Origin of the sequence: Pseudomonas iranensis, from assembly GCF_014268585.2 — a bacterium.
GTDB classification, from domain to species: Bacteria; Pseudomonadota; Gammaproteobacteria; order Pseudomonadales; family Pseudomonadaceae; genus Aquipseudomonas; species Aquipseudomonas iranensis.
This window is the reverse complement of sequence record NZ_CP077092.1, coordinates 4,566,854-4,587,919: the sequence shown is the minus strand read 5'-3', so window position 1 is coordinate 4,587,919 and position 21,066 is coordinate 4,566,854. Positions and strand designations below refer to the sequence as shown.

15 protein-coding genes are annotated in these 21,066 nt (G+C 60.5%); 9 read left to right on the top strand and 6 right to left on the bottom strand.

What is annotated here, in order from left to right; genetic code table 11:
• The first annotated feature begins 65 nt into the window (after nt 1-65).
• The 3 genes from HU724_RS20555 to HU724_RS20545 all read left to right on the top strand — a co-directional run bounded on the left by HU724_RS20555 (nt 66) and on the right by HU724_RS20545 (nt 3,374).
• Nucleotides 66-320, top strand: coding sequence for a YkgJ family cysteine cluster protein (locus HU724_RS20555; protein WP_016770949.1), 255 nt, complete (start codon nt 66-68; stop codon nt 318-320).
• A gap of 40 nt (nt 321-360) precedes the next feature.
• Nucleotides 361-966, top strand: coding sequence for an START domain-containing protein (locus tag HU724_RS20550; RefSeq protein ID WP_056788309.1), 606 nt, complete (start codon nt 361-363; stop codon nt 964-966).
• A 314-nt stretch (nt 967-1,280) separates the two neighbouring features.
• Complete coding sequence (locus HU724_RS20545) at nt 1,281-3,374, top strand: LTA synthase family protein (protein ID WP_056788312.1); 2,094 nt, start codon at nt 1,281-1,283, stop codon at nt 3,372-3,374.
• Between the two features lie 72 nt (nt 3,375-3,446).
• On the opposite strand, the gene HU724_RS20540 is transcribed toward HU724_RS20545, so the two are convergent.
• A complete protein-coding gene (locus tag HU724_RS20540) occupies nt 3,447-3,599 on the bottom strand; it encodes a DUF3309 family protein (RefSeq protein ID WP_003183939.1) in 153 nt (50 codons plus the stop codon).
• A 330-nt stretch (nt 3,600-3,929) separates the two neighbouring features.
• Here HU724_RS20540 and HU724_RS20535 point away from each other — a divergent pair, with 330 nt between their 5' ends.
• The 3 genes from HU724_RS20535 to csrA all read left to right on the top strand — a co-directional run bounded on the left by HU724_RS20535 (nt 3,930) and on the right by csrA (nt 5,460).
• Nucleotides 3,930-4,745: an SDR family oxidoreductase gene (locus tag HU724_RS20535; protein WP_125926386.1), complete on the top strand. Its 816-nt coding sequence runs from the start codon at nt 3,930-3,932 to the stop codon at nt 4,743-4,745.
• Between the two features lie 63 nt (nt 4,746-4,808).
• Entirely contained in the window at nt 4,809-5,141 is a 333-nt protein-coding gene (locus HU724_RS20530) for a YnfA family protein (protein ID WP_016770946.1), read from the top strand.
• Nucleotides 5,142-5,274: 133 nt separating this feature from the next.
• Entirely contained in the window at nt 5,275-5,460 is a 186-nt protein-coding gene (gene csrA, locus HU724_RS20525) for a carbon storage regulator CsrA (RefSeq protein WP_024013891.1), read from the top strand.
• A gap of 4 nt (nt 5,461-5,464) precedes the next feature.
• On the opposite strand, the gene HU724_RS20520 is transcribed toward csrA, so the two are convergent.
• The 4 genes from HU724_RS20520 to HU724_RS20505 all read right to left on the bottom strand — a co-directional run bounded on the left by HU724_RS20520 (nt 5,465) and on the right by HU724_RS20505 (nt 10,737).
• Nucleotides 5,465-5,692 carry a YheU family protein gene (locus tag HU724_RS20520; protein ID WP_003172962.1) on the bottom strand — a complete coding sequence of 76 codons (228 nt, stop codon included), beginning with the start codon at nt 5,690-5,692 and terminating at the stop codon, nt 5,465-5,467.
• A 170-nt stretch (nt 5,693-5,862) separates the two neighbouring features.
• Nucleotides 5,863-7,053, bottom strand: a complete 1,191-nt coding sequence (locus HU724_RS20515) for an osmoprotectant NAGGN system M42 family peptidase (protein WP_137213866.1) — start codon at nt 7,051-7,053, stop codon at nt 5,863-5,865.
• Nucleotides 7,054-7,212: 159 nt separating this feature from the next.
• A complete protein-coding gene (gene ngg / locus HU724_RS20510) occupies nt 7,213-8,961 on the bottom strand; it encodes an N-acetylglutaminylglutamine synthetase (RefSeq protein WP_186567780.1) in 1,749 nt (582 codons plus the stop codon).
• Between the two features lie 3 nt (nt 8,962-8,964).
• Complete coding sequence (locus tag HU724_RS20505; protein WP_186567782.1) at nt 8,965-10,737, bottom strand: N-acetylglutaminylglutamine amidotransferase; 1,773 nt, start codon at nt 10,735-10,737, stop codon at nt 8,965-8,967.
• Nucleotides 10,738-11,102: 365 nt separating this feature from the next.
• Between HU724_RS20505 and HU724_RS20500 the strand changes: the two genes are divergently transcribed.
• Nucleotides 11,103-15,929 (top strand): NEL-type E3 ubiquitin ligase domain-containing protein, encoded by a 4,827-nt coding sequence (locus HU724_RS20500; RefSeq protein WP_186567783.1) that lies wholly within the window; start codon nt 11,103-11,105, stop codon nt 15,927-15,929.
• 3 nt (nt 15,930-15,932) lie between these two features.
• On the opposite strand, the gene mnmC is transcribed toward HU724_RS20500, so the two are convergent.
• Nucleotides 15,933-17,912 (bottom strand): bifunctional tRNA (5-methylaminomethyl-2-thiouridine)(34)-methyltransferase MnmC2/FAD-dependent 5-carboxymethylaminomethyl-2-thiouridine(34) oxidoreductase MnmC1, encoded by a 1,980-nt coding sequence (gene mnmC, locus HU724_RS20495; RefSeq protein WP_186567785.1) that lies wholly within the window; start codon nt 17,910-17,912, stop codon nt 15,933-15,935.
• A 314-nt stretch (nt 17,913-18,226) separates the two neighbouring features.
• Between mnmC and pap the strand changes: the two genes are divergently transcribed.
• Both pap and HU724_RS20485 read left to right on the top strand, forming a co-directional pair.
• Entirely contained in the window at nt 18,227-19,741 is a 1,515-nt protein-coding gene (gene pap, locus HU724_RS20490; protein ID WP_016770941.1) for a polyphosphate:AMP phosphotransferase, read from the top strand.
• A 103-nt stretch (nt 19,742-19,844) separates the two neighbouring features.
• Complete coding sequence (locus HU724_RS20485; RefSeq protein ID WP_186567787.1) at nt 19,845-21,029, top strand: thiolase family protein; 1,185 nt, start codon at nt 19,845-19,847, stop codon at nt 21,027-21,029.
• The last annotated feature ends 37 nt before the right edge of the window (nt 21,030-21,066 follow it).

The window sequence follows — 21,066 nt, the reverse complement described above, 5'->3', positions numbered from 1 at the left end:
GTCGTTTTAGCGGTTACTCTGTTCCCGTCTCTTTACACATCGCCCGTCGCGAGGATCTGTTCGTCATGAAATGCCGTGAAGGCTGTGGCGCTTGCTGCATTGCCCCCTCCATCAGTTCGCCGATCCCCGGCATGCCCGATGGCAAGCCCGCCGGCGAACGTTGCGTGCAACTGTCGGTCGATAACCTGTGCAGCATTTTCGGCCGTCCGGAACGTCCGGCTGTGTGCTCGGGCTTCGCTGCGGATGTCGAGGTGTGCGGCAGCAGTTCGGAAGAAGCGATCAGATTGATCGGCTGGTGGGAGCAGATGACGGCGGCGTGATGTGTTCACGAACGGAACTTCAACAATAAGGAATAACACTATGGGTTCGCTGCACCGTATCGCTGTGTTGTGTGGTCTGACTGCCGTACTTGCCACTTCGGTCGCCCACGCGGAAGACTGGAAAGTGGCGAAGAACGAAGACGGCATCAAGGTTTCCCTGAGCGAAATACCCGGTTCGGACTACAAGTCCTACCAAGGCGTCGCGCTGATGAAAACCACCGTTGCCAAACTGCGCGCCTTGCAGGAAGACGTCTCTGGCGCCTGCGCGTGGATTCACGAGTGCAAGAGCCAGAAACTGCTCAAGCACGAAGGCGATCTGAGCTGGACCTATTCGCAATTCAACACGCCATGGCCGGTGACCCCGCGTGATTCGGTGCTGAAGATCACCACCGTTGAAGGTGCCGATGGCAGCCTGACCCGGAACCTTGAAGGTGTACCGACCTATCTGCCGGAAGAAAAAGGTTTCGTGCGGGTTCAGCAGGTCAAAGGCTTCTGGAAGTTCGTGCCAAAGGGCGATCAGGTCGAAGTGACTTATCAAGTGCACACCGAGCCGGGCGGTAGCGTGCCGGCCATGGTCGCCAACAAGTTTGTGGTGGATGCGCCATTCAACACCCTGAAAGCGCTGAAAGAACGCGCCGAGAAATAATCAATTCGCTTTAAGCAAAACGCCCCGATCGCTTCGGGGCGTTTTGTTTTGTCTGTAAATTGTATTTCCAGATATGCGTTGCACGAAATTTTCACAAAGTCTCCAAGACAATTCGCCCGCACTTGTTGCCTGCCATTGCGCTGTCAGCCCTTCAAATGAAAGTCTCGAAGAGCAGGGCAGTAATCAATGGCAATGGTGTGAACGATCGTGCAACATTTGCGCACCGCGCACGCCCCGGGGTCTGGAATGACCAATAGAGGGCCTGGCGCCGCTGTATTTTTGCAACTTCAACTTCCAATGGGTCCTAAAACGACATGGCAAACCCGGACGCCCTGAATCAGCAGCGATCTTCTGCTCGCCTGCTGCAACCGACCGTCAAATCGCATCTGGCCTACACGCTGCTGTGCGCACTGGTCATGATGGTCATGTTTTCCGCGCTGCGCCTCGCGCTGCTGGTCTACAACCGCGAGATGATCCTCGACACGCCGGCCGCGACCTTCCTTGAAGCGTTCGTCAACGGTCTGCGTTTCGACCTGCGCCTGGTGGTCTACCTGTGCATTCCGCTGGTGCTGGCACTGTTCAGTGCCCGGGCCATGGCCGCGCGCGGTTTCTTCCGTCTGTGGCTGACCGTCGCGTCGAGCATCGCGCTGTTCCTCGGCCTGATGGAGATGGACTTCTACCGCGAGTTTCACCAGCGCCTCAACGGTCTGGTGTTCCAGTACGTGAAGGAAGACCCGAAAACCGTAATGAGCATGCTCTGGTACGGTTTCCCGGTGGTGCGCTACGTGCTGGCATGGGTAATCGGCACGGTCATTCTGACCCTGGCGTTCAAAGGCGCCGACCGCGCCACCCGCCCGCGCGGGCCGTTCAGCGGCGGCAGCGTCAGCTCCCGTCAGGTTGCGCCGTGGTACACCCGCCTGGCGGTGTTCGTGGTCTGCCTGCTGATCTGCGTCGTCGCCGCTCGCGGCACCTTGCGTCAAGGCCCGCCAATGCGTTGGGGTGACGTGTACACCACCGATTCCAACTTCGCCAACCAGCTTGGCCTCAACGGCACGCTGTCGCTGGTCGCTGCAGCCAAGGCACGCATGGGTGAAGACCGCGACAACATCTGGAAAGCCACGCTGCCGCAGGAACAGGCGCAGCAAGTGGTGCGCGACATGCTGCTGATGCCCGACGACAAACTGGTCGATGCCGACATCGCCGCTGTTCGCCGCGACTACATGCCGCCGGCCGACAAGACCCTGCCGATCAAGAACGTCGTCGTGATCCTCATGGAAAGCATGGCCGGTCACTCGGTCGGTGCTTTGGGCGCGCCGGGCAATATCACCCCGTACCTGGACAAGCTGTCGAAGGAAGGTCTGCTGTTCGACCGTTTCTTCTCCAACGGCACCCACACCCACCAGGGCATGTTCGCGACCATGGCCTGCTTCCCCAACCTGCCAGGTTTCGAATACCTGATGCAGACCCCGGAAGGCAGCCACAAACTGTCCGGCCTGCCGCAGCTGCTCAGTGCCCGCGACTACGACGACGTGTACGTCTACAACGGTGATTTCGCCTGGGACAACCAGTCGGGCTTCTTCAGCAACCAGGGCATGACCAACTTCGTTGGCCGCAACGACTTCGTCAACCCGGTGTTCTCCGACCCGACCTGGGGCGTCTCCGACCAGGACATGTTCGATCGTGGCCTGCAGGAACTGAAGGCGCGGGAAAACGGCAAGCCGTTCTACGCACTGCTGCAAACCCTGTCCAACCACACGCCGTACGCCTTGCCGACGCCATTGCCGGTCGAGCGCGTGACTGACCGTGGCAGCCTCAACGAACACCTGACCGCCATGCGCTACTCCGATTGGGCACTCGGCCAGTTCTTCGAGAAGGCGCGCAAAGAGAAGTATTTCAACGAAACCCTGTTCGTCATCGTCGGCGACCACGGCTTCGGCAACGAGCGCCAGATCACCGAAATGGACCTGGGCCGCTTCAACGTGCCGATGCTGATGATCGCCCCGGGCATTCAGCAGAAGTTCGGTACCCGCGACCACACCGTGGGTACGCAGATCGACATCGTGCCGACCATCATGGGCCGTCTCGGTGGCGAAGTACGTCACCAGTGCTGGGGTCGCGACCTGCTCAACCTGCCGCAGGGCGACACCGGTTTCGGTGTGATCAAGCCATCGGGCAGCGAGCAGACCACCGCCATCGTCACCGCCGATGAGATTCTGGTGCTGCCGCGTGACAAGGACATGGGGCCGAAAATCTGGAAATACCAGCTTGGCGCCAACCCGCACGCCGAAGTTGTACCGGACGCGCCGCGCACTGCCGAACTCAAACTCAAACTTGAAGCGTTCCTGCAAACCGCGACCAAGAGCTTGCTCGATAACACCGCCGGTGTCATTCATGGCAAGCCGGACTGATGACTGGCTAAAGTCCACGCAATAAAAAAGAGGCCCTTGCAAAAGGGCCTCTTTTTTTACAGCTTCAAATCGTCATATCTTGCCGAGTAACAACAGCACCAGCAGCACGACCAACACCACGCCGATAATGCCCGACGGGCCATAACCCCAACTTCTGGAGTGCGGGAAGACCGGCAGACCACCGATCAGCAACAGGATCAGGATGATGATTAGAATTGTGCCCATGGGTGATTTCCTTGTTCAGAGTCTGGAAGAGTCTTGATGCTCAGTGGGCAGCTGGAGAGCAACTAAATTCCAGCCGGCTTACATGTTCCGACTTGCGCCGATGAAAAATAATTCAATGTTTTTTTAATGTATTTGGATTGCTCGGTTATTTCCTTTAAAGCAGAAAAGCAAAAGATCGCAGCCTTCGGCAGCTCCTACTGCGGACCATCCCCAAAACGATGACAACTGCAATCTTTTGATCCTCCATTCAGCAACTGGATGGAGCGTGGGCGAACGAAGTTCCTTCGCTACACTCGGCGCATCTTTCCCGGAACAACAAGGCTGTCCGCTATGCAAAATCGCATGATGATCACTGGTGCAGGCTCAGGCCTGGGTCGCGAAATCGCGCTGCGCTGGGCCCGTGAAGGCTGGCGGCTGGCCTTGTCCGATGTCAGTGAGCCCGGCCTGCAGGAAACCCTGAAACTGGTGCGCGAGGCGGGCGGTGACGGTTTCATCCAGCGCTGTGACGTGCGCGATTACAGCCAGCTCACCGCCTTCGCCCAGGCCTGTGAGGAGAAGCTCGGCGGCATCGACATCATCGTCAACAATGCCGGGGTCGCCTCGGGCGGATTCTTCAGCGAGTTGTCGCTGGAAGACTGGGACTGGCAGATCGCGATCAACCTGATGGGTGTGGTCAAAGGCTGCAAGGCGTTCTTGCCGCTGCTGGAACAGAGCAAGGGCAAGATCATCAACATCGCCTCCATGGCCGCGTTGATGCAAGGCCCGGCAATGAGCAACTACAACGTGGCCAAGGCCGGCGTAGTGGCGTTGTCGGAAAGTCTGCTGATCGAACTGGCGCAGCAGGAAGTGGCGGTGCATGTGGTTTGCCCCTCATTCTTCCAGACCAACTTGCTCGATTCTTTCCGTGGCCCGACCCCGGCCATGAAAGCCCAGGTCGGCAAGTTGCTGGAAAGTTCGCCGATCAGTGCCGCCGACATCGCTGACTACATCTATCAGCAAGTCGCCGCCGGCGAGTTCTTGATTCTGCCCCACGAACAAGGGCGCATGGCCTGGGCGCTGAAACAGAAGAATCCGCAACTGCTCTACAACGAAATGACTTCCATGGCCGAGAAAATGCGCGCCAAGGCCAAACAAAACAACGCTTGATCTTGTTCGATTCCCGCCGCGTCGTTAGGGTGGCCGCCACGGTCACCCTGTCGAGACGCCTCCATGCTCAATTACTTGTGGTTCTTCCTTGCGGCGCTGTTTGAAATCGCCGGCTGTTTTGCCTTCTACATGTGGCTGCGCCAGGGCAAGAGTGCGTTATGGGTGATTCCCGCGTTGCTCAGCCTGACCCTGTTCGCGCTATTGCTGACCCGTGTTGAAGCGGCCTACGCCGGGCGCGCCTATGCCGCGTATGGCGGAATCTACATCGTTGCGTCAATTGGCTGGCTGGCGGTGGTCGAGCGCGTGCGTCCGCTGGGCTCGGACTGGATCGGCATGGCGCTGTGCGTGGTCGGTGCCAGCATCATTCTGTTCGGGCCGCGCTTTTCCGCCGCCTGAGGCTTTTGTGCGAAGCGTCTGACAGCTGCGGGCGTGGGCAGCTGTAGGGCAAGACTGATTTGCTCGTCGTGGATTGTGAAGACGCTGTAAGCCGCGCATCTTCAGGGTTTGCCAGTCCTGAAGGATGAATCCCATGCTTGTACTCAGCCGTGTGGTCGGTGAGTTGATTTCAATCGGAGACGACATCACCCTGCGTGTTCTGTCGGTCAACGGCTCCAGCGTGCGCTTCGGCGTCGAGGCGCCGAAAAAGGTCCATGTACACCGCGCCGAGGTCTATGACCGGATCAAGCGCAAGGAGGCCGCCGCAAAGGCTGGCTGACGGTTCAGTCGAACAGATGCTTGGGTACATCGTGCTTGAGCATCAGCTGGCACTGTTCGCTTTCCGGGTCGAACACGATCAGTGCCTGGCCTTTGGTCAGTGCCTGACGCACGCGCAGGACGCGGGTTTCCAGCGGAGTGTCATCGCCGTTGTCGGTACCGTCGCGGGTGACGAAATCCTCGATCAGGCGGGTGAGGGTGTCGACTTCAAGCGCGTCGTGGGGAATGAGCATGGGCACCTCGGTCAAATCAATGTCGGGATGCTACGGGGATTGGGTTTTGCCTGCCAGTTTTTGTATTGGCCGTGCCGGCCCATTCGCGAGCAGGCTCGCTCCCACCTTTGAAATGCGATCCCTGTGGGAGCGAGCCTGCTCGCGAAAGCGGTTATCTGTTCACCGAAGGCTCAACTGTCAGAACGCTGCCCCACCAGACTGTCCACCGGCGGCACGCGGGTTTCGCTTTCCATCTGCGTGTCATGCTCGATCTGATGGCTGAAGCGATCCAGTGAAGCATTGGCCGGCGCCGCGTCGCTGGCAAAGACCGGCGGGCTCAGAATGTACGCGCCGAGCAAACGGCTGAGCGCCGCCAGACTGTCGATGTGCGTACGCTCGTAGCCGTGGGTGGCATCGCAGCCGAAAGCGAGCAGGGCGGTGCGGATGTCGTGGCCGGCGGTGACCGCCGAGTGCGCATCGCTGAAGTAATAGCGGAACATGTCACGGCGCACCGGCAATTCGTGTTCATCGGCCAGACGCAACAGATGCCGCGACAGGTGATAGTCATACGGCCCGCCCGAATCCTGCATCGCCACGCTCACCGCGTGTTCGCTGGAATGCTGGCCGGGGGCGACCGGTGCAATGTCGATGCCGACAAACTCGCTGACGTCCCACGGCAATGCCGCCGCTGCACCGCTGCCGGTTTCCTCGGTGATGGTGAACAGTGGATGGCAATCGATGTTCAGTTCCTGGCCGCTGTCGACAATCGCCTTCAGAGCAGCGAGCAATGCGGCAACACCGGCCTTGTCGTCTAGGTGGCGGGCGCTGATATGGCCGCTCTCGGTGAACTCCGGCAGCGGGTCGAACGCCACCACGTCGCCGACGTGAATGCCCAGCGATTCGCAATCAGCCTTGGTCGCGCAGTAAGCGTCCAGACGCAGTTCAACGTGATCCCAACTGATCGGCATTTCATCGACCTGGGTGTTGAACGCATGCCCGGACGCCATCAGCGGCAGAACGCTGCCGCGGATCACCCCGGTGTCGGTAAACAGGCTGACCCGGCTGCCCTCGGCAAAGCGGCTCGACCAGCAACCGACCGGGGCGAGGGTCAGGCGACCGTTGTCTTTCACCGCACGCACAGCGGCGCCGATGGTGTCCAGGTGCGCAGACACCGCGCGGTCAGGGCTGCTCTTTTTGCCCTTCAACGTCGCGCGAATCGTGCCGCGCCGGGTCATTTCGAACGGAATGCCCAGCTCTTCGAGACGCTCGGCGACATAGCGCACGATGGTGTCGGTGAACCCGGTAGGGCTGGGAATGGCGAGCATTTCCAGCAGGACTTTTTGCAGGTAAGCCAGATCCGGTTCAGGGATTTGTGTGGTCATGGAAACTCCTGATGGGTTGAGCACATCGATGGTTTCGATGAGGAAAATTGGTGGTGACGTTCAGGGCCTCTTCGCGAGCAGGCTCGCTCCCACATTTGGAATGCATTCCCCTGTGGGAGCGAGCCTGCTCGCGAAGGCGTCAGCCGGAACAACGATGGGTCACGAAACAGCCGGCTGACTATGCGGAAACAACAGATCGACAAAGCGCTCCGCCGTCGGCTGCGGTTCATGGTTGGCGAGGCCGGCGCGTTCGTTGGCTTCGATGAACACGTACTCGGGCTGATCCGCTGCCGGCACCATCAGATCGAGCCCGACCATTGGAATATCCAGCGCCCGCGCCGCGCGCACTGCCGCGTCGACCAGCGTCGGATGAAGAATGTCGGTCACGTCTTCCAGCGTCCCGCCGGTGTGCAGGTTGGCCGTGCGCCGCACGAACAGATGCTCGCCGGCCGGCAGGATGCTGCTGTAGTCGTAACCGGCGGCATGCAGCGTGCGTTGGGTTTCGTGGTCCAGCGGAATCTTGCTTTCGCCACTGGTGGCGGCTTGCCGGCGGCGGCTCTGCGCTTCGATCAGCGCACCGATCGAATGCTGACCATCGCCGACCACTTCGGCGGGCTTGCGAATCGCCGCCGCCACCACTTCAAAGCCGATCACCACAATGCGCAGATCAAGACCTTCGTGGAAGCTTTCCAGCAGCACGCGACTGTCGAACTGCTTGGCGTTTTCGATGGCCTTCTGCACCTCTTCGATGGTGCGCAGATCCACCGCGACGCCGTGGCCCTGTTCGCCATCGAGAGGCTTGACCACCACCCGTTGGTGCTCATCGAGGAAGGCCAGGTTGTCGTCGGCATTGCCCGCCAGTTGCTGCGCCGGCAGTTTCAGGCCTGCGGCCTTGAGCACCTTGTGGGTCAGACTTTTGTCCTGGCACAGGGTCATGCTGATCGCACTGGTCAGATCGCTCAGCGACTCGCGGCAGCGCACGCGACGGCCGCCATGGCTAAGGGTGAACAGCCCGGCGTCGGCGTCATCGACTTGCACGTCGATACCGCGTCGATGCGCTTCTTCGACGATGATCCGCGCGTAAGGATTGAAATTCGCCTCCGGGCCCGGGCCGAGAAACAGCGGCTGGTTGATGCCGTTCTTGCGCTTGATGGCGAAGGTCGGCAGGTTGCGGAAACCCAGTTTGGCGTAAAGGTTTTTCGCCTGACGGTTGTCGTGCAGCACCGACAGATCCAGATAAGCCAGACCGCGACTCATGAAGTGCTCGACCAAATGTCGCACCAGCACTTCGCCGACGCCGGGGCGCGAGCAATGCGGGTCGACCGCCAGGCACCACAGGCTGCTGCCGTGTTCCGGGTCGTTGAAGGCTTTTTCATGATTGAGACCCATCACACTGCCGATCACCGCGCCGCTGTCCTCGTCTTCCGCCAGCCAGTACACCGGGCCGCCCTGATGATGCGGGGTGAGCAACTCCTGATCGATCGGCAACATGCCGCGCGCCTGGTACAAACGGTTGATGCCCTGCCAGTCGGTTTCGCTCTGCGCACGACGAATGCGGAAGCCGCGAAACACCCGCGTGGCCTGCCGGTAATCGCTGAACCACAAACGCAGGGTGTCGGATGGATCGAGAAACAGCTGCGTCGGCTCCAGGCCGAGAATCTGCTGCGGTGCGGCAACATACAGGGCGATGTCGCGCTCGCCGGGTTGCTCGTTGAGCAGCTCCTGCGCCAGCGACGCCGGGTCGGGAAAGGTGTGGCCGATCAGCAGCCGGCCCCAACCGCAATGCACGGCAATCGGGGCGCTGGCAGGCTCGCTGCCGTCTTCGGCCAGGCGCGCCTGCAAACGTTCATACGAGGGGGCCTGACCACGCAACAGGCGTTGGTTGATGGACATGGCATGGGGTTTCATCAATCAGATTCCTTGTTCACTGAGCCACAGGTTCAGGGCTGCCAGTTGCCACAGCTTCGAGCCGCGCAACGGGGTCAGCTGGCCTTGCGGATCAGTCAAAAGCTTGTCGAGCATGCTCGGGTTGAACAGGCCGCGATCCTGGCTCGGATCCAGCAGCAGCTCGCGCACCCAATTGAGTGTGTCGCCCTGCAAGTGCTTGAGACCCGGCACCGGGAAGTAGCCTTTCTTGCGGTCGATCACTTCGCTTGGAATGACCCGACGTGCGGCTTCCTTGAGCACTTGCTTGCCGCCATCGGGCAGCTTGAATTTGCCCGGAACGCGAGCCGACAGTTCGACCAGTCGATAGTCGAGAAACGGCGTACGCGCTTCCAGGCCCCAGGCCATGGTCATGTTGTCGACGCGTTTGACCGGGTCATCGACCAGCATCACTGTGCTGTCCAGACGCAGCGCCTTGTCCACGGCAGCATCGGCGCCGGGCTCGGCAAAATGCTGTTTGACGAAGTCGCCCGCCGCATCATGATCGACCAGCCATTTCGGCTGGACCGTCGCCGCGTAGTCGTCGTAGCTGCGATCGAAGAATGCATCGCGATAAGCGGCGTACGGATCCGCCGCGCCGTCGACCTGCGGATACCAGTGGTAACCGGCAAACAGTTCGTCCGCGCCTTGGCCGCTCTGCACCACTTTGCAGTGCTTGGCCACTTCGCGGGACAACAGATAGAACGCGATGCAGTCGTGGCTGACCATCGGTTCGCTCATTGCGCGGAAGGCGGCGGGCAGTTGCTCGATGATTTCCTTCTCGTCGATGCGCAACTGATGGTGGCGAGTGCCGTAGTGTTTGGCGATCAGGTCCGAGTACTGGAACTCGTCGCCGCGCTCGCCGCCGGCATCCTGGAAACCGATGGAGAAAGTCGACAGATTCTCTACGCCGACTTCGCGCAACAGGCCGACGAGCATGCTCGAATCGACACCGCCCGAAAGCAACACGCCGACGTCCACTGCCGCACGCTGACGAATCGCCACCGCTTCGCGGGTGCTGTCGAGGACGCGATCGACCCAGTCTTCCAGATTGAGGTTTTTCTCGTCTTCATTCGGGCCGTAGGGCAGGGTCCACCAGGTTTTCTGCTCGGTGCGGCCATCGGCTTCAACGCGCATCCAGGTGGCAGGCGGCAGTTTTTCGATACCGGCCAGCAACGTGCGCGGCGCAGGTACGACCGCGTGGAAATTCAGATAGTGATTGAGCGCCACCGGATCGAGGATCGGGTTGATGTCGCCGCCCTTGAGCAGCGCTGGCAATGCCGAGGCGAAGCGCAGGCGTTGGCCAGTGCGCGACAGGTACAACGGCTTTACGCCGAGACGGTCACGGGCGATGAACAGGCGCTGGGCATCACGCTCCCAAATGGCGAAGGCGAACATACCGTTGAGTTTCGGCAGCAGTGCCTCGCCCCAGGCGTGATAACCCTTGAGCAGCACTTCGGTGTCGCCGCCCGAATAGAAGGCATACCCCAGTGCTTCCAGCTCTGCGCGCAATTCCGGGAAGTTATAGATCGCGCCATTGAACGCCAGGGACAGGCCCAATTGGCTGTCGATCATCGGCTGCGCCGAGCCGTCCGACAGGTCCATGATTTTCAGGCGTCGATGACCCAGGGCAATCGGCCCTTGGGCATGGAAGCCCCACGCGTCAGGGCCGCGAGGGGCCAGGTGATGGGTGATTCTCTCGATCGCTGCAAGGTCTGCAGGTTGTTGATCAAAACGTAACTCGCCAGCTAATCCGCACATAAAGTCCTTACCGGTTTTTCCGTTGGGGAAGGTCAAGCCGTACCACGCGAAAAGTGCGGGTACTCAGAAACTGACCTGTCTCGGTATGTGGAGTTTTAGATCGATAAGTTATAAGGCGGCAAAGCTGGCTCCTGCCGTAACGCTATCGGCGGTGATCGAGTGTCGGGATTTGCCCTTGTGCCGTTACGCTTTTTTTGCATAAGCCCACACGTGCACGGACGTTCCGGGTGGGGTGGTGCAGGGCTGTTTTTCCCATACAAAAAAACGTTTGATCTGCGCGGATACTGTCCAGCATTTTGAACTGTTATCGGTTGTCCGGCAGCGCTAGGGTCGAGAGTTCAAACTCGCAATAAAGGACTATTGCCATGCCCAGCCAAGACAAGACCAATCCGCAGACTCAGGACTCGGTCCTGAGCACCCTGTACGACGCTACCGGTGATCTCGATACCGCTGAAAGCCTGGAAAAAAGCTTGCCGGCGCATCTGCTCACGGCTTCTGCGGCCACGCTGAACAAGCTGGACGAAATCAATCGTGAACTGCACACCCTGCAAGTCAAAGTCGACAAGGATCTGACCCGGCTCAAACCATTGCACAGCTTCTGTATCAGCGAACTCAACGCGGCGCTGAGCGAGAAATGGCCAGCGGTCTATGACGTGAGCGAGGATCTGCTCAGTCTGCCCGGCGTCGATTGCGGCTGCGATGTGACGGCGACGGAGCAGGCCGATATCGGCTTGGTCAATCACGCGACGCAAAGCCTGTTGCAGGCAGCCATGCAGAACTTCAGCGCAGACGAGGAGCAGGCCGACGGTTTCCCCGCCGGCAGTCTGGTGCGCATCAACAGCGCGCCCGACGGCGTGAAAGACCTGACGCCGGCAGCGTTCGCAGCGTTTTGCCGCGAGCTGGATCTGGGCAAGAAATACCAGGAGCATCTGCAGCAAGTGTTCGGTCTGCGTGAAGACTGCGGCAAAGTCGTGGCCACCAGTGCCATGACCCGCGATATCGCCGCATTGAAGCAATCGCTGCTGGAGCTGGATGCTCATCTTGCGCAGCTCAGGGGCGATATCACCGCAGCAGGTTTGCGCATGCTGCAGGATCTGATGCTGGGCGAAGGCGTCGCTTCGGCGCAGCACCTGCGCTACGGCAAAGACCCGATGATCATGCAGGGCATCAGAATCCTCGACAGCTGCGTTTGGGGCGTCGTGGTATTTTCCAAACGCTGCGTGGAACAACACCCTGAGGACGGATGCATGGTGTATATGCCCGGCGAGCCCGAGCGCGCCGTGTATGAATACCCGAGTTTCAATGCGTTCAAGCGCTACCTCGCGCAACAACTCAAGAGTACGGAATATCAAGGGTATTTCGCCGGTACTCTGGATGAAGATGACAAGGCGGACTTCTTCAAGGCGTTAGCTGAAAAGCCTGACCTGGGCGTCGTCGAGCATTGGCCGATCGATGTGCCGCTTTTCGATTTCATGGTGCAAAGCCATGTCGGAAAATTGCAGATCGACGCGCGCAAACTGGCGGTGCCAACCGCTGATATCGATGAAGAGATCCGACAAAAACGTCTGTTGGATTTCATTCAGCGCGGGGTCACCGTGGCGTCGTTGGCAGGGCTGTTCGTGCCGGTCCTGGGGCAATTGATGATGGGCGTCGCGGTCGGGCAATTGCTCGGTGAGGTGTATGACGGCGTCGAGGACTGGCGCCGCGGTGATCATCAGCAAGCGCTGTCACATTTGCTCAGTGTGGTAGAGAACATCGCATTGATGGGCGTTTTTGCCGGCGGTCAGAAGGCGCTGGGAACACTGGGCAAAAAACTGCTGCGCGCGCATCCGGAGTTCTTCGCGCAGTTCACCGCGATTCTTGATCGGGCAGGCAAGCCGCGCCTGTGGAAGCCTGATTTGAGCCCGTACGAGCATGCTCTGCCGGCCGGATTCACCATCGATGCCGGCTCGAAGGAGTTCTATCAGATTGGCAACAAGACCATCGGCCGCCTCGAGCACCGCCTGTTGGCTGGCAACTTTGATATCGACACCCAGCACTGGCGCCTGGAACACCCCGCACGCGCACACGCCTATGCTCCGGAACTGATCCGCCACGTCGAGGGCGGCTGGCGGTTTCCCGCTGAAGAGCCTGAAGAATGGGGCAGCAGCGCCTACACGCTCAAGCGCATCGATCCGCAGTTGAGCGAATTTGCTGACAGCGATCTGGATATCCTTCGCCGGCTGAGCAACACCTCGCAGCAGACCTTGCTGGAAACCTTCAACGACAATCTGAGCCTGCCGGTACGCCTGCGCGATACCGTCGAGCGCGTGCGCATCGGGCGCCAGCTGCGTGAGTTGACCACGGAACTGGAAAACGGCGAGATCCACTCCGAGCAGCCTCTTGAAGAACAGATGCATGCCTTGACGCAACTGCCGGGCTGGCCGACTGACCGATACATTGAGGTCATCGGTCATGAAGGAGACGTCGACACGACTTATCCTGCAAACAGTACGCTTGACGAAAACCTGGGAGTGCCGGTGACCCAAGGCCAGTTGGCACTCGGGCGCTTGCTGCAAACCGTCATCGATGGCCTTTACGAGCATGAAGTCGAGGCCTTGCTCGGCGGCAAAGTCGCAAAAAGCACGCAAGCACCTGCGCTGGCGAGAAAACTCGGTGCTGCGCTCGAGTCCGATTACCGCGCGGCGTTAGAGCGGATGTACAAGCGCTATGACCACAGTGATGCGCAGGACCTGGGCAAATTGCGTCAGGTCTTCGCCGACATTTCGGCGCGCCATGGTCAAAGGCTGATCGACCGCGCCTCTACTGTCGAGCGCCTGCACCTGCGCTCGAGCGGGAGCGCGCCCTTGCGCCTGGGACAGCGGGCGCGGGCCGGTATTGCCGAGGTGCGGCTTGACCGGGCGCTGAGTGGGTTGCACTGCTCGTGGCTGGCCAATGCCGACACCGACCGGCTGGCCATGAAATTACTGCCGCGCCTGAGCAGCTGGAACGCGCAGCTGCGTCTGCAAGTACGCGACAAGGCCTTGGCCGGACCGATACTCGAAGACATCGGCGATGCGTCGGCGACCTCGGAAAATACCGGCTATCTGGTGAAGTCCACGCAGGGCTATGAGGCGTTTGGCGGCGACAAAAAATCCTTGGGCAAGGTGGTATCCGGCCCCGACGCTTTGTACATGGCCATCCTCAAGGCATTGCCGCCACGTCAGCGAACCGCACTCGGTCTTGCCGATGCCGGACAGGTCAGTACGCAACAGTTACGCAAAAAGCTGCTCAACGTTGCCCTCGACGAACGCGAGTTCACTGCGCGGGCATTGCGCGGAGGCAGTACGGAATCACTTCCCGTCGAGCCGGCCTGTGTGCAAGGCGATCAGGTCCCCGTGGCTGGCCATTCACGCAAACTGCTGCGCAAAGCCCGCAGGCTTTATCCGCGTCTGAACGAGCCGCAGCTCAATCAATTGCTCAACGAACTGGGCGGTGATCCGTTGAGCCGTGCAACCCGGATCAAAGCCCTGCGTCAGAATCTGCAAACCCTGCGGGACGCGCTGTTTGTCTGGAGTGAAGATAGCGCCGCGCTGCAAGCCATGGGTGGCGATCTGGCCGAAGCGCGGCACAGTCGGAAAATGGCCGCCGAGCTGATCGAGGAAGCGTTTCGACGCTTTCATTGGGCCACCAACGACGAGGGAAAGAACCTCTGTACCCTTGACCTTGACGGCATGCGCATCGGTAAGGTGCCGACGTTACCGCCGTCGGTGAGCTTCGACCATGTAGGGCAATTGTCGATGCGGAACATGGCGCTGGGTGATGATGTTGCGTACTTTCTCAAGTCCTTCAAACAGCTCGACTCGCTGGAACTGGGCAGCAACGCGATCACCCGGCTGCCTGAAATTTTGTCGCACATGCCGCGTCTGCAACGGCTGAGTCTGGCAGGCAATCAGCTCAAGCTGACCGAACAGACCCTGGCGAAGCTGAACAACCTGAGCACGTTGCGTTACCTGAATCTGGACAAGAATCCGTTGGGCGCCACCCCGGATTTCAGTCAAATGACGCAACTGCGCCGCTTGTCGCTGAACGATACCGGCATCACCGAACTGCCAGAAGGCCTTGATCATTCTGCGCACATTGAACTGATGGATCTGAGCGCCAACAAAATCACAGAACTGCCTGAGTGGTTGTTCGAGAAATCACGCCGTTTCACAGGCGCACTCAAGTTGGGACTCAATCCCTTTTCCGAAACGGCCCAAACGCATCTGGAAAACTATCGCGATAATTTCGGCATCGGTATGGGCTACATCGCCGATGACATCGCACGGATGAACGAGCAAACGGCGCGCTCGCTCTGGTTGACCAAGGTCAGTGGCGAAGAGTGGGCAGAGCAGTCGCGCATTTGGGCGGCATTGCGTAGCGATCAGACGGCCGATGGCTTGTTCACGTTGCTGGCGCAACTGGGCGATACCGCGGACGGCAAACAGGGTGGCGCTGACATGCAGCGACGCGTCTGGGCGGTACTGAAGGCGGCGGAAGCTGACGAGCCACTGAGTCGTCAACTGCTCGACATTGCGGCCGATCCGCTGCACTGCACCGATAACGCGGCGCTGGTTTTCAGTCGTATTGAGGTCGCAGTGGAAGTCGAGCGGGTGAGCAGCGCCGCAAGCGGGAGCAGGGGCACTGCCAAGGCGCTGTTGGAACTGGGCCGCAGTCTGTTCCGGCTGGACAGGCTGGAAGAAATCGCCCTGGAGCACTCACTCCGGGCTCCAAAGGTCGATGCGCTGGAAATGAACCTCGCTTACCGCATCGGTCTCACCGATGCGCTGGGGCTGCGCGGTCAACCGGAAAATATGCTGTTCAGTGCCCAGAGTGGCGTGACGGCCGCGGATCTTGAGGTGGCAAAAAATCGCATCTTCACCGCCGAACTCTCCCCGCAATGGCTGGAATACATGCAGGGGCGCACGTTCTGGCGTGACTATCTGCGACGCACATTTGTCCGCAAGTTTGCGCTGATCGATGACGTGTACGATCCGCAAATGAGCGCACTGTTCGACAAGAAGGACACGCTGCCCTCTGGCGATTATTTAAGTCAGAACCAGGCACTCAAGCTTGAAAAGGACCAGGCTGAAGACGTGCTGTTCAAGAGTCTGACGGAAGACGCGATACGGCTGATGGATCTGGGCATCTGCGAAATGCCCGACCCGTGAAATTCACTTGCCGCGAATCAACTGCCGTAAGGCGAAACGGTTGGGATGGCAGGCTTCGGCTACGCTGCGCGGCAACGGCAGTGGCTCGTTGTCCAGCCATGCGGCAAGCAGTTCGCCGGACAGCGGCGCGGTGATCAGCCCGCGAGAACCGTGGCCGCTGTTGACGTACAGACCATCGAGCCATGGGCAGGCGATGTCCGGCACTTGCCGGGCGTCTTTGCTCAATGCAGCGTAGGTTTGATTGAAGGTTTGCAGATCAGCGAGCGGACCGACAATCGGCAGGTAATCGGGGCTGGTGCAGCGATAGGCTGCGCGGCCCTCAAGGTTCTCAATTGGCTGCTCGCTGATGTTCAGACGGCTCAGCAGATCGCTGGAAATCTCTTCGAGCATCGCCAGATTGCCTTGGTGCTCGGCAGTCGTGGGCGTCAGGTCGTCGCTGTTGAAGTCGAAACTCGCGCCCAGGGTGTGCTCGCCCAGACGCGCCGGGGCGACGTAGCCTTCGGCGCACACCACGGTGGCCAGCTCACGACTGTCTGCGGTTTCAGGCAGACGCGTAATTTGTCCGCGAATGCGCTTGAGCGGCAATTCGGCGCTTTGGGCAAAACGATTGATTTCGGCAGCACCGGCCAGGATCACCACCGGCGCACTGGCGAGCATTCGCTCGCCGTCGAACGCTTGCCACTGGTCAGCGACTTTGCGCAGTTCCAAAGCTTCGTGATGGCTGAGCAATTCAATGTTGGCGTGCATCGCCTGGGCCTGACACAGTGCCGGCGGATGCACCCAGCCACCTTCGGGGTAATACAAGCCGCCGTGGGCTACGCCGACACCGGCGCGAGCCTGCGCTTCGGGTTGTTCCAGCCACTGCAAGAGATCTTCAGGAAACGCCGCCGCCAGTTGCCCGTGGCGCTCGGCTTCCTTGGCATTGAACGCCAATTGCAGCACGCCGCAGTCATCCCAGTCGCTGCCGCGTTGCAGGCTTTCCAGCAGGCGCCGGGTGTAACCGAAGCCGCTGACGATCAACTGCGACAACGCCGTGCCATGGGCGGACAACTTGAGATAGAGCACGCCTTGCGGATTCCCCGAAGCTTCCTGCGCCACCGCCGCGTGGCGCTCGAGCAGACTCACCTGCCAGCCGCGCGCCGCCAGACTCGACGCCGTCGCGCAGCCGGCCAGGCCCGCGCCGATCACCAGCGCCCGGCGCTCACCGCGCAACGGAGCAGGGCGGGCGAACCAGGGTTTCGCCGGTATTGGCGCCGCCACCTCGGCGGGCCAGCCGAGAAATTCGCCACGCAGGATTTCCCACTTGTGGCCGATGCCCGGTGTTCGCTTCATCTTGAACCCGGCAGCGTTGAGCAGACGCCGGACCCAACCGGTGCTGGTGAAGGTGCTGATAGTCGATCCCGGTGCGGCCAGGCGCGCCAGTTCGACGAACAGCTCAGCGGTCCACATGTCCGGATTTTTCGCCGGAGCGAAACCGTCGAGAAACCACGCGTCGATCTGCGCATCGAGTTGCGGCAGTTGCTCCAGCGCATCGCCGATGAGCAAGGTCAGCGTCACTCGACCTTCGGCCAAAGTAATGCGCTGAAAGCCTTGATGAATCGCAACGTAGTGCTTGAGCAACTGATCGGCCAACGGCTTGAGTTCCGGCCACAGTGCCAAGGCCCGGCGCAGATCCGCAGGCGCCAACGGGTACTTCTCGACGCTGACAAAATGCAGGCGCGCACCGGCCACTGCGTGTTGTTCGAATAGCTGCCAGGCACAGAGAAAATTCAGCCCGGTGCCGAAGCCGGTTTCACCAATGACCAGCCGACCATCCGCCGGTAGCGCAGCGAAGCGCTCGGCCAGACGGTTCTGGTCAAGAAACACGTAACGGGTTTCCTCCAGCCCCGACTGATCGGAAAAATACACGTCATCAAACACCCGCGAACGTGGGCGTCCCTGGTCGTCCCAGTCGAGTTGGGCGTGGGGCATTTCGGCTTTCATGGCAGGCTCGGCAAACACAAGGCGGCCATTCTAGCCGATCGCGCCGGTACTACCTGATCCAGCACAAGACTCTCGGTGAAAAGAACCCTGTGGCGAGGGGATTTATCCCCGCTGGAATGCGAAGCAGTCCCAAAACCATCCACCCCGTTTTCCCGATCCAAACCGCACTTCCCGGATCTGCGACTACCGCACAGCCAGCCAACGATAAATCCCCTCACCACAAAGTTCTCATTCCGTCCTGAGTTCATGGGAATTTCTGCCCTGCGCCCGTGCCCAATCCGCTAGTCTTGCTGAACCCTGGAAGGAGCCGTCCAATGTTTGAATCCGCTGAAATCGGTCACGCCATCGACAAAGACACTTATGAGGCGGCCGTCCCTGCGCTGCGTGAAGCCTTGCTGGAAGCGCAGTTCGAGTTGCAGCAGCAGAAGCGCTTTCCGGTGATCATCCTGATCAACGGCATCGAAGGGGCGGGCAAGGGCGAGACGGTCAAGCTGCTCAACGAATGGATGGACCCGCGCCTGATCGAAGTGCGCACCTTCGACCAACAAACCGATGAAGAACTGGCGCGGCCACCCGCCTGGCGCTACTGGCGCATGCTGCCGGCCAAGGGGCGAATGGGCGTGTTCTTCGGTAACTGGTACAGCCAGATGCTCCAGGGGCGGGTGCATGGGTTGTTCAAGGATCCGCGTCTGGACCAGGCCATCGCCGGCGCCGAGCGTCTGGAAAAAATGCTCTGCGATGAAGGCGCGCTGATCTTCAAGTTCTGGTTTCACCTGTCCAAGAAGCAAATGAAAGCGCGGCTCAAATCGCTGGCCGACGACCCACTGCACAGCTGGCGCATCAGCCCGCTGGACTGGCAGCAGTCGCAGACCTACGACAAGTTCGTCAAATACGGCGAGCGCGTGCTGCGCCGTACCAGTCGCGATTACGCGCCGTGGCATGTCATCGAAGGCGTCGATGCCAATTACCGCAGCCTGGCGGTGGGCAAGATTCTCCTCGAAGGCCTGCAAAGTGCGCTCAAGCGCGCCGACGTCAATCCCCACGAAGTCAGTGCCGCGCCGCTGGGCACGCCGGTCGATCAGTTGAACCTGCTCGACAGCCTCGACCTGACCCAGCGTCTGGACAAGAAAGACTATGAAGAACAACTGATCACCGAACAGGCGCGTCTGTCCGGACTGATGCGCGACAAACGCATGCGTCGCCATGCGCTGGTGGCGGTGTTCGAGGGTAACGACGCGGCGGGCAAGGGCGGGGCGATTCGCCGCGTGGCAGCGGCGCTCGATCCGCGTCAGTACAGCATCGTGCCGATCGCCGCGCCCACCGAAGAAGAGCGCGCGCAACCCTACCTGTGGCGGTTCTGGCGACACCTTCCGGCGCGGGGCAAATTCACCGTGTTCGACCGCTCCTGGTACGGGCGGGTGCTGGTCGAGCGGATCGAAGGCTTCTGCACCCCGGCCGACTGGCTGCGCGCCTACGGCGAAATCAACGACTTCGAAGAGCAGCTTGCCGATGCCGGCGTCATCGTGGTCAAGTTCTGGCTGGCCATCGACAAGGACACGCAGATGGAGCGATTTCAGGAGCGCGAAGAGATTTCCTTCAAGCGCTTCAAGATTACCGAGGACGACTGGCGCAACCGGGAAAAGTGGGACGACTATCGCCGGGCGGTCGGCGACATGGTCGATCGCACCAGCACCGAGATCGCGCCGTGGACGCTGGTCGAGGCCAACGATAAACGCTGGGCACGGGTGAAAGTTTTGCGCACCATCAACCGCGCGCTGGAAGACGCGTTCGAGAAATCCGACAAGAAGGCCAAAAAGCACAAGGACTGAAGCGATGGCCGCGCATACGCCGGGTGAATGATCCTCGCGGTCGGCAAGAAGGTGGACTTATGCTCAGGTCCACTCTCAACCGACAACAACAATGAGGTATGCCATGCGTGAAGTGGTGATCGTCGACAGCGTGCGGACCGGCCTGGCCAAATCCTTTCGCGGCAAGTTCAACCAGACCCGCCCCGATGACATGGCGGCCCACTGCGTCAATGCGCTGCTGACCCGCAACGATATCGACCCGGCCAGCGTCGAGGACTGCATCGTCGGCGCTGGCTCCAACGAGGGCGCGCAGGGCTACAACATCGGCCGCAACGTCGCGGTACTGTCGCGCCTGGGCACCGGCACCGCCGGCATGACCCTCAACCGTTTCTGTTCCTCGGGCTTGCAGGCCATTGCGATTGCCGCCAACCAGATCGCCTCCGGTTGCAGCGACATCATCGTTGCCGGCGGCGTCGAGTCGATCAGCCTGACCCTGAAAAGCGTCAACACCGATCACCTGATCAACCCATTGCTCAAGCAACAGACCCCCGGCATCTACTACACCATGGGCCAGACCGCTGAAGTGGTGGCGCGCCGTTACGGCGTCAGTCGCGAAGCCCAGGATCGTTATGCGCTGCAAAGTCAGCTGCGCACGGCCCAGGCCCAGGCTGCGGGTTTGTTCGACGATGAAATCGTGCCGATGGCGGTGAAATATCGCGTCGAGGGCAAGAACAGCGGCGAAGTGCAGATTGTCGACGGCGTCGTCGAGCGCGACGACTGCAACCGCCCGGACACCACCTACGAAAGCCTTGCCGGACTGAAGCCGGTGTTCGCCGACGATGGTTCGGTGACGGCGGGCAATTCATCGCAGCTGTCCGACGGTGCCTCGATGACGCTGGTGATGAGCCTGGATAAAGCCTTGGAGCTGGGGCTCAAGCCGAAAGCTTTTTTCCGTGGCTTCACTGTGGCCGGTTGCGGGCCGGACGAAATGGGCATCGGCCCGGTGTTCTCGGTGCCGAAACTGCTCAAGGCCAAGGGCCTGCAAGTGGCGGATATCGATCTGTGGGAGTTGAACGAGGCGTTCGCTTCGCAGTGCCTGTACAGCCGCGACCGGCTGGAGATCGACAACGACAAATACAACGTCAACGGCGGCTCGATTTCCATCGGCCACCCGTTCGGCATGACCGGCTCGCGTCAGGTCGGGCATTTGATCCGGGAATTGCAGCGACGCAATTTGCGTTACGGCATCGTCACCATGTGCGTGGGCGGCGGGATGGGGGCGAGTGGGTTGTTTGAGGCGGTGCGCTAAAGGATTGGTTGCCTGTTCAGGCCCCTTCGCGAGCAGG